Source organism: Okeania sp. SIO3B5, from assembly GCF_010692555.1.
Taxonomy (GTDB): domain Bacteria; phylum Cyanobacteriota; class Cyanobacteriia; order Cyanobacteriales; family Microcoleaceae; genus Okeania.
In genome coordinates this window covers 1-8,721 of record NZ_JAAHHG010000429.1, presented here as the reverse complement: position 1 = coordinate 8,721, position 8,721 = coordinate 1, and the positions used below count along the sequence as shown (strand labels likewise).

At 35.9% G+C, this 8,721-nt stretch carries 9 protein-coding genes and 1 pseudogene; 6 read left to right on the top strand and 4 right to left on the bottom strand.

Going from position 1 to position 8,721, the window contains the following annotated elements:
- Positions 1 to 437 precede the first annotated feature (437 nt).
- Together tsaE and F6K54_RS34425 are read left to right on the top strand one after the other, a co-directional pair.
- Entirely contained in the window at positions 438 to 926 is a 489-nt protein-coding gene (tsaE, locus tag F6K54_RS34430) for a tRNA (adenosine(37)-N6)-threonylcarbamoyltransferase complex ATPase subunit type 1 TsaE (RefSeq protein ID WP_293088102.1), read from the top strand.
- A gap of 237 nt (positions 927 to 1,163) precedes the next feature.
- Positions 1,164 to 1,955 (top strand): hypothetical protein, encoded by a 792-nt coding sequence (locus F6K54_RS34425; RefSeq protein ID WP_293088100.1) that lies wholly within the window; start codon positions 1,164 to 1,166, stop codon positions 1,953 to 1,955.
- Positions 1,956 to 2,102: 147 nt separating this feature from the next.
- On the opposite strand, the gene F6K54_RS34420 is transcribed toward F6K54_RS34425, so the two are convergent.
- Complete coding sequence (locus F6K54_RS34420) at positions 2,103 to 2,579, bottom strand: nucleoside 2-deoxyribosyltransferase (protein ID WP_293088098.1); 477 nt, start codon at positions 2,577 to 2,579, stop codon at positions 2,103 to 2,105.
- Between the two features lie 478 nt (positions 2,580 to 3,057).
- Between F6K54_RS34420 and F6K54_RS34415 the strand changes: the two genes are divergently transcribed.
- The gene (locus F6K54_RS34415; RefSeq protein WP_293088106.1) at positions 3,058 to 4,269 is read left to right on the top strand and encodes an RNA-guided endonuclease TnpB family protein; all 1,212 of its coding nucleotides are present in this window, start codon (positions 3,058 to 3,060) and stop codon (positions 4,267 to 4,269) included.
- 50 nt (positions 4,270 to 4,319) lie between these two features.
- Positions 4,320 to 5,126 carry a GIY-YIG nuclease family protein gene (locus F6K54_RS34410; protein ID WP_366558314.1) on the top strand — a complete coding sequence of 269 codons (807 nt, stop codon included), beginning with the start codon at positions 4,320 to 4,322 and terminating at the stop codon, positions 5,124 to 5,126.
- Positions 5,127 to 5,292: 166 nt separating this feature from the next.
- Here F6K54_RS34410 and F6K54_RS34405 read toward each other — a convergent pair whose 3' ends face one another.
- The 3 genes from F6K54_RS34405 to F6K54_RS34395 all read right to left on the bottom strand — a co-directional run bounded on the left by F6K54_RS34405 (position 5,293) and on the right by F6K54_RS34395 (position 8,184).
- Entirely contained in the window at positions 5,293 to 5,742 is a 450-nt protein-coding gene (locus F6K54_RS34405; protein ID WP_293088096.1) for a type II toxin-antitoxin system VapC family toxin, read from the bottom strand.
- A 2-nt stretch (positions 5,743 to 5,744) separates the two neighbouring features.
- Positions 5,745 to 6,008, bottom strand: coding sequence for a hypothetical protein (locus F6K54_RS34400; protein ID WP_293088094.1), 264 nt, complete (start codon positions 6,006 to 6,008; stop codon positions 5,745 to 5,747).
- 844 nt (positions 6,009 to 6,852) lie between these two features.
- Positions 6,853 to 8,184, bottom strand: coding sequence for a dihydroorotase (locus F6K54_RS34395; protein ID WP_293088092.1), 1,332 nt, complete (start codon positions 8,182 to 8,184; stop codon positions 6,853 to 6,855).
- A gap of 277 nt (positions 8,185 to 8,461) precedes the next feature.
- Between F6K54_RS34395 and F6K54_RS43380 the strand changes: the two genes are divergently transcribed.
- On the top strand, positions 8,462 to 8,554 hold the full coding sequence (locus tag F6K54_RS43380; protein WP_366558313.1) for a helix-turn-helix domain-containing protein: 93 nt from the start codon (positions 8,462 to 8,464) through the stop codon (positions 8,552 to 8,554).
- Positions 8,542 to 8,721: pseudogene (locus tag F6K54_RS34390) on the top strand (RNA-guided endonuclease TnpB family protein); the annotation flags it as partial. The gene F6K54_RS43380 and the pseudogene F6K54_RS34390, both read left to right, overlap by 13 nt.

The following is an 8,721-nucleotide window of genomic DNA, read 5'->3' as shown; positions in this document are numbered from 1 at the left end:
TAAATTTCTTACTCAGAATTTGATCGACGAAAAAAGTAATTGAGATGATTTGTATAGTATAAATACCTACAAAGCTACGGATTTATATACTACTTTTAATGATACAAACTGAAGTGCGGAATGTGGGATCAATACTTTTGACTTTTGACTTTTGACTTTTGACTTCCGCGTAGCGGCACTAGCTATTTGTAGCAAACATTTATCAAATTGGTATTAGCTACTATGATTTTTTCTCCTTTCTCCCCTGCTCCCTGCTCCCCTGCTCCCCACAAGGGTTTCAAGACTTATGGGTAAGGGATAGCCTTTTAAGGGGATGAAAAAATATTCAGTTCAGTATTTTCTTGCCTCCAGCTTTAGTGGTCGGTACTGATAACTGATAACTGATAACTGATAACTGAAATGACCCATAATACTTTTTCAGCAAGCCATAAATAGTTATGAATAAAGAAGTTTTTTTGTCACTACAAAATACTCCAGCAACTCACAATCTTGGTAAAAGTTTAGGGGAAATTTTGCCTGCTGGTAGTGTAATTTTATTGGAGGGAAATTTAGGTAGTGGTAAAACTACTTTTGTTCAAGGTCTTGGTACTGGTTTGGGAATAAAAGAAACAATTGATAGCCCTACTTTTACTTTGATTAATGAGTATTTTTCTGGCAGAATTCCTCTTTATCATTTTGATTTATATCGCTTAGAAAGTTCTGAAATTGAAGCTTTAAATTTGGAGATTTATTGGGAGGGTTTGGAAGTACCTTTGGGTATTGTCGCCATTGAATGGGCTGAAAAATTAGTTTATTATCCTCCTAATTTTTTGCGGGTTTGTTTGAGTTTTTCTAATGTAGAAAATATTGTTGACGAAACTCTATGTGGGCGGCAGGCTAAATTAATTTCTATTGGTAAGTTTGATTTGGATTTGGATATAATTTAGATGTTTACAGGACTTACGCAAAGGCAGTATGTATAGTGTCCAGTAACTATTGGACAATAGTTTTGAGTACTATATATAGCGTATCTGCGTAAGTCCTATGTTTATTTATCCCGTAGGAACCTTGCATATACCCATTACTATTAGGTGCATAAAAGTCAAAACCTTAGACAAAGAGATTAATAGAGGGAAAAAAATAAAACCCCTCTATGTCAACTTTGTATTTTTGACCGAATAATTATGACCAAAATCAAACAAGTATTGATGGGTGTTGTGGTAGCTACCTCTGTGTGTGTATTGCCCAATTCTTCAGTTAATGCAGCATCTCTGATTAATTTTGAACCTGTGGATGGTAAATTTCCTGATGGAAGTGTCGCTGTAGATAATATGCCAATCACAAATCAGTTTTCATCTTTGGGCGTAACTTTTGGCATTGACCGTAATCTGGATGGTTTACCCGATGCCGGACTTTTACCCAAGTTGGAGGCCGTTGGCTCTTCAGATCCTGTAATAGGTTTTGTATCAACAAAAGGAGGAGGAGTTGATATAGCTGCTCCTGGTTTTGAAAGCAGGTTAGGTAGTTTTTTTCTACGGGGAGTTGGTTCACTAACTAATGGTGAATCTCTTCTAATTTCTTATACTTCCCCAACAAATGCTGCATCGGCCGAAATTTGGGATATTGATGGTCGTTCAGGAGGAACATTTGAACAATGGGAAGTTCAAGCACTGGGGTCTGATTTATCTGTGATTGATTCTATCGTCAGCCCTGCTGGTACTTTTCCCTTAGAAACTGCTCCCTTAGAAGCTTCTCCTTGGCTTTGGTCTTTTGACCGCCCACAAAAAGATATTCATGCTATTCGTCTAGTCTTTACGGGAAATACAAATGGTGTTGGACTTGCATTTGATAATTTTTCTCCACTGGCAGTAGAAGGTTCTGAACCTGAACCTAGTACCTCTGTTCCCGAGCCTACTTCTGCAATAGGTTTATTAATGTTTAGTGCTGTTGCTTATGGTTTGAGGAAAGACAAATAATATCAAACCCTCTACGGACACCATCAGGACTTACGCAAATTGACTGTTAAACCAACATCTGTAGGGGCGAATTGCATTCGCCCTCGCCATAAGTAGAGTCTCTACCTAAATCCTGTTTATATTTGATTTTGGGGATAATATCTGATCTTAAGTAATTTCAGAATCTTCCATTAGCCACTTATATAAAGCTTTGTCTTTTGAATCAATTTCTTCCACAGACTGATAATAATAATCTTCCCAACCCTTTTCTGGTAGACCTGCAAATATCATAAGATTCAGTGGATAATTTTCACTATCTGTGCAGCGACGAAAATCATCTCGAAACAGAAAAACTTCTTTATTGAGGGCGATCGCCACACCTAATTCAACCATTACACCTTCATCAGGCGGTGTGCCATTGACAATAGCAAATATAGCATCGCAGTTTCTTACATCACTCAAATCTGCTTGAGCAATAATGTATGCCCATCCTGGCTTTGAGAAGTCTTGTTGGTTGTTTCGTTCAAATGGTTCCCAAACTTCCGCCCCTAAAGATTTCAATTTTTCGGCTATAGGAGGAAGTAACAGTTCTTTTTGTTGCTTTGAGAAACCATAAGGATTAGCTAAATAAATTGTTTTTTTCATTTTGCTTTTGTATTACAGCTTATTCCATGTAAATTCGTCGAAAAGTTGAGCAGATAAAATTATGGATAACTTACCCAAATTTTCTGGCAAATGTTCTTTAACCCAATGTCGCAAGAATTCCCCATCCCTCTATAGGGTGCAGGGCTGTTTCATTCTCAATAGACACGGGGACACACCAGACAGATCAACACGGGGATGGAGGCTTTTAATTTATGATTAAATTGACTTTTCACCATTTTAGTCAGAGCAAAAGGGACGCTTATTGGCGCTCAAAATCAGCAAATTTTGGTAAATTTTGCTATTCTTTTATCCCCATTACTCCCATTCTCCCGCTCATCGTTAACTTGCGATACTTTGAAACAGCCCTGCCTCTATAGGGTGGGGATGAATTGCCACCAGTGGATAATCCGCAAAAGCGACCACTTTCAGCTTTTCTTGTGCCATAATAATTTATTGTCAACCTGAGTTTTTCTGCCCTATTTTGTACAGAGCCATCAAAGTCAGAATCTACCCATCACCTGAACAATCCCAAAAACTAAGTCAAGTCATGGGGTGTGCTAGATGGTGGTGGAATTATGCCTTAAACCTGTGCAATGAAACTTATCAACAAACAGGCAAGGGATTAAGCCAAGTTGCTCTGAATCAAGTTTTGCCCAAGCTCAAAAAATCTGAAGAAACTGCATGGTTGAAAGAGTGTTATTCCCAGGTTTTGCAGTCAACAACCCTCAACTTAACCAAGGCATTTAAGAACTTTTTTGAAAAAAGGGCTAAGTACCCGAGATTCAAATCTTATCATGGGAAGCAATCAGCACAGTATCCTCAAAACTGTCAAGTAGTTGACAATGGAGTGAAAATCCCCCAAGTAGGGGTAATTAAAGCCTCAATTCATAGATTGTTTGACGGTCAATTAAAAACTGTAACTATTACTAAAACACCCACAGGAAAGTATTATGCCTCATTGTTATTCGACACTGAACAAGAAACTCCTGAGATTGTGTTAACTGGTAAGACTGTTGGTATAGATCTGGGATTAAAAGATTTCTGTATTACCCATGATGGAGAAAAAACATCTAAATATGAGAATCCTAGACATCTCAAGAAACATGAGCGAAACTTAGCCAGAAAACAAGCGAAATTAGCTCGTAAGAAAAAAGGAAGTAAATCAAGGCAAAAAGCACGCCAGCTAGTGGCTAGAGTTCACGAACGTATTAGTAATACCCGTCAAGACTTTCTACACAAATTATCCAGAAAAATAGTCAATGATAATCAGGTAGTAGTCGTTGAGAATTTGAACATCAAGGGTATGGTTTGTAATCATAAACTAGCTAAAGCAATATCTGATGCCGGATGGGGAATATTTGTCAATTTCCTTGACTATAAACTACAACAAAAAGGTGGTTTGTTAGTAGAAATTGACAGATGGTTTCCTAGTTCTAAAACTTGCTGTAATTGTCTCTACCAAATGTCAGAAATGCCATTAGAGATTAGAGAGTGGACTTGCCCGAATTGTGGCACACACCATGATAGGGATGAAAATGCCAGCAAGAATATTAGAGTAGAAGGCATTAGACAATTATCGGTCTTGGGAACCAGGACTACTGCTGAAGGAGGGGAAGTAAGACCAAAAGCTGGGCGTAAGTCCGTCTTGAGGCACTCCCCTGTGAGTTCAGAAGCCCCAACTTCAGCGTAGCAAGTTGGGGTAGTTCACGAAGTCGTTCTCTTCTTCCTAATGTACCAGGAATTTATTTCATAGCTGATGAGCAAAATAACATATTTTATATTGGTAAAACTCAAAACTTAAGAAAGCGTTGGGCAGGAAAAACTCATCATCGTTACAAACAGTTTGCTAGAAAAGGATTGGATAAAGTTTATATCTACTATATTGAAGCACCTCTATCAGAATTAGATAATTTAGAGAAAAAATACATTGAGCAAATTAAGCCACTACAAAATGATACTAAAGTTAAAGAATATCTGCCAAAAAAAAGCCCGAAACTTTCTGAGTTGCACCGACTATTAAAATTAGCTAATACTCCTTTATTCCCATCGGTTAAATTAAAAACGATCAATGGTATTACAGTTCCAAGAGAAGATTGGGATATGATTCGTGGGTTTATTGCTGGAATTGATGATACTAAAAATATACCTCTGATTTTGGTTATATGTCAGCAAAATATGGGTCAATTATTGTTTAATAGAACTCGTCACAGAACAAAAAAACGCTTTTGCTCTTATGAAACAGAAACACATTGTTATTCAGTTAACTTAAGACAAGTAATTTTTGTTTTTGCAGAATTATTTGAGTACGAACTTTCAAAAAAAGTCTTTAAAGCTGTATACCCAAATCTAGCAAGTTGCAATAATTTTGGAGTCACAATCAAAAGACTGACAAATATAACTACTTTAGTAGAAGCACTGAAAAATTTATATTTACTAGAACCATATATGGAGACAGGAAAAATCACAAAAAACTATATTTTAAAATTAGGTAATAATCTTAAACTTTTGCCTGATGATTTTAAACTAAATGAAAAACTTGTGTGGTAAAAATAAGCGATTTTTATGTCTCATACTTTCTGTTGCGATGCTGTTTCAGTTTTTTGCTAATAAACCGTATTTGCAGTTATAAATAAACAAGTTGTCTGAATTTGCTGTTATTCCTTATATCTATATTTATATATCTATATTATGTCGGCAACAGCTAAAACCTACTTCAAATTTCTAATTCATCTAACAATAATATAGTCAATTCTGTTACTCTTCTAAATACATTGTCATTTGTTAAAAATGCCTCACATTCTGCTGCTAATGCTACAGCTATTTGAAAAGTATCGGGTAATTGTAGATTATATCTTGCTCTGACTTGAGCTGCTTCTAGTGCTATATCAGGGTTGTCAATAAGTACAAAAATCGTATTATTACCATTTACAATAACGTCAATAAAGTATTGCTGTAATTGTGTCTGTCCTAAACTATAAGGACGTACTAAACATTCAGATAAAGTAATTGGAGAAGTTACTGCTATTAAACTACCTTCGCTAATATAATTAAATACCGCTCTTGCCGTTTCTAGATATCGGGGGTTTTGTTCAACGTAGTAAATAATTGGTGCAGTGTCTATAAATAAATGAGTTACATCCTGGAAACTTTCTTCTATATTCACTGTTAATTACTCAATTTCTTTTGTTGAATTTCTAACTCGGGAAACTCTCCTCGTCTCATCCGAGTAACATACTCTTGAGCATCCATTCCTTCTAGTAAATTAGGTGCTATTCCTTCTAAGTCTTTCCAATCTCTACTAGGCTTTTTTTTGATTTCACACATTTTTAATCTACCTATTACATAAGATATTAAAGATAGTTGTTCTTCTGGTGAAAGGCTGTCTACTTTTCTGATGATTTCTGTTAGATCTTTTGATTTTTTATACATTTTAATTTTTTCTCCTCTGACTTAATCTCTAATCGAAAAAAAGCTTACGTTGAGATACCAACAAAAAGGAATTTGTCAATAGCTACATTTACTCAAGTATTTATGCTTATTGGAAATTTGTTTTTTTGCCGTTATCTATAGTGAGGTTCAAATTATGATTTTTAGGATGGTTTTAACGTAAATACTGGCTTTTAGCTTCCTAGAAACAGAATATTTTTACTGTTAGATACAAGTAGAGCATCATATCAATGTTTAAAGTATGATACAAATCGCTGTAATAAAGCAAGTACGTTAGATAATTTTTAATAATTTTGCCTAAATTTAAGTAGTTTTGATTTGAATAAACAAATCTTTAAGATATTTTGATTAGTTAAAATTATATTTAGCCTTTTAGACTGTTTCTTTTGTAGCTCAACATAATGTCAAAAATTTGTGCGGGAAAAAAGTTGGCGTTGCTGAATGGTAATGATTTTTTAGATTAAATCAGGACTTACGCAAATTCGCCTTGAAAACGCCATATGTAGGAGCGAATGGCATTGGCTAGCGCCAAGCTCCGCTTTATATGTTGCGGAGCAAAACGCCCTCACTGAATTTAGTGTCCGTGCGTAAGTTTTGTTAAGTATCAACGCAAAACAGTAGGTTTTTCAATTTTACCTTCAGCTACTTACCATTACATTTCAGCAACGCCAAAGAATTGCTTTGGCAATAGGGAAAAATTACAGCAGATTCCACTAAGGGTGAGGTACACCCGTCGCGGGCAAGATGCCCGTACTACAAATATTTAATCACCTAAGATTTTCCTTCTTCCTTCTTTCTTCTTCTTTATTCCTTCTTCTATAATTAGTCAGGAAATATCTGAAAAACTCAAAGCTCGACCCCGAAAATCAGAATTAAATTCACCACGATTAAACACAACTTCTCCCCCAACAATAGTAACAACAGGCCAACCAGTTAAACTCCATCCTTCAAACGGACTCCACCCACATTTTGTCATTAATTCCTCTCTTAAAACAGGGCGATAATTATCCAAATCAACTAATACTAAATCCGCATCAAAACCAGGAGCGATCGCTCCCTTTGTCGGAATGCCATAACCTTTAGCAACGGCAGTAGACATCCAATTAGAAACTTGAGCAACAGAACATCTTCCCTGGATAGTTTGAGTTAACATTAAAGGCAAAGAAGTTTCCACCCCAGGCATTCCCGAAGGAGTATTTGGATAACCTTTACTCTTTTCTTCCAAAGTATGAGGTGCATGATCTGTGGCAATAAAATCAATTACTCCATCCAACAAAGCTTGCCATAAAACTTCATTATCCCAAGCAGATTTTAAAGGAGGATTCATCTGAGCTAAAGTACCAATTTTTTCATAAGCACTTGTATTTAATAACAAATGTTGAGGCGTAACTTCAGCAGTTACCCAACTAGGTTTATCCTGACGCAATAATTCAGCTTCATCTCCAGTCGAAGTATGCAAAATATGTAACCTCCGCTCATACTTTTTCGACAACTTCAAAGCCATCTTAGTTGCCAACAAAGCAGTCTCATTATCCTGAATTTGTGAATGAATAGCAGGGTCAGAAATTCCAGCAAATTCTTTTTTTCTTTCATCAATTCGAGCTTGATTTTCTGCATGAACAGCTATTAACCTTTTTCCTTTAGCAAAAATAGGTTCTAATTTTTCCTCCGTATCTACTAATAAAGGTCCGTGCATAGAACCCATAAAAATTTTAATCCCAGGAGTAGGATTAGCTGTTAATAAATCGGGTAAATTTTCTGCCGTTGCCCCAATAAAAAAACCGAAATTAACCAAACATTTTTGAGCTGCCCTTTGTAACTTATCATCCAATGCGGTTTGAGTAGTAGTCAAAGGTTTAGTATTAGGCATTTCCAGAAAAGAAGTAACACCACCTTTCACACAAGCTCGACTAGCAGTAAATAAATCCTCCTTATGTTCCAATCCAGGTTCCCGAAAATGTACCTGGGGGTCGATGACTCCAGGTAATAAAGTTAAGCCTTCAGCATCGATAATTTTTTCTGGAGCTTCAGAGGATGAAATTTCTGGAGCAACCTGAATAATTTCTCGACCTTGAATTTGCACATCACCGACGAGAAATTCTCCATTAGGTAGAAGAATACGAGGGCGACGGATTATTAAAGAAGAAGTAGGGGACATGATTAAAAATTAGTTTTAATTTGAGACTCTTACAAGTTAGAAGCTTATGCGAAAGCTAATGAAATATAATGTAGGATGTTAAGCAAAATGTAATATTTTTTATATTTTACAACATCTCACAACTTAAATAAGATTGCTATATAATTATAATTGTCAATTCAAACACTAGAACATTTACCGAAAAATTGGGGTATGCGCCTTGCCCTTCTAGGACGACTTTTAAATTGGTTTTTCTTCAATAAATATGTTATCATGTTGTTAGTTTAAAAGTCAGGTTATGAAAGCTAGATTTAAGTATCGTATCTATCCCACACCGGGACAAAAATACCTAGAGCGCAAAGCTATTTGGTTGTGTCCGTGTGGCGAGTGAATGATAGTCTAGCTTCCTGCCAAGAAAAGTATAAATTAGGAGAAAATAAACCCAACTTATCTGAACTACAAAAACAGTTTATCACATCTGCTAAAAAAACTGAAAATAGAGAATGGTTATCAGAGGTTTCTGCTATACCATTGCAGCAATCATTGAATGATTTAAAC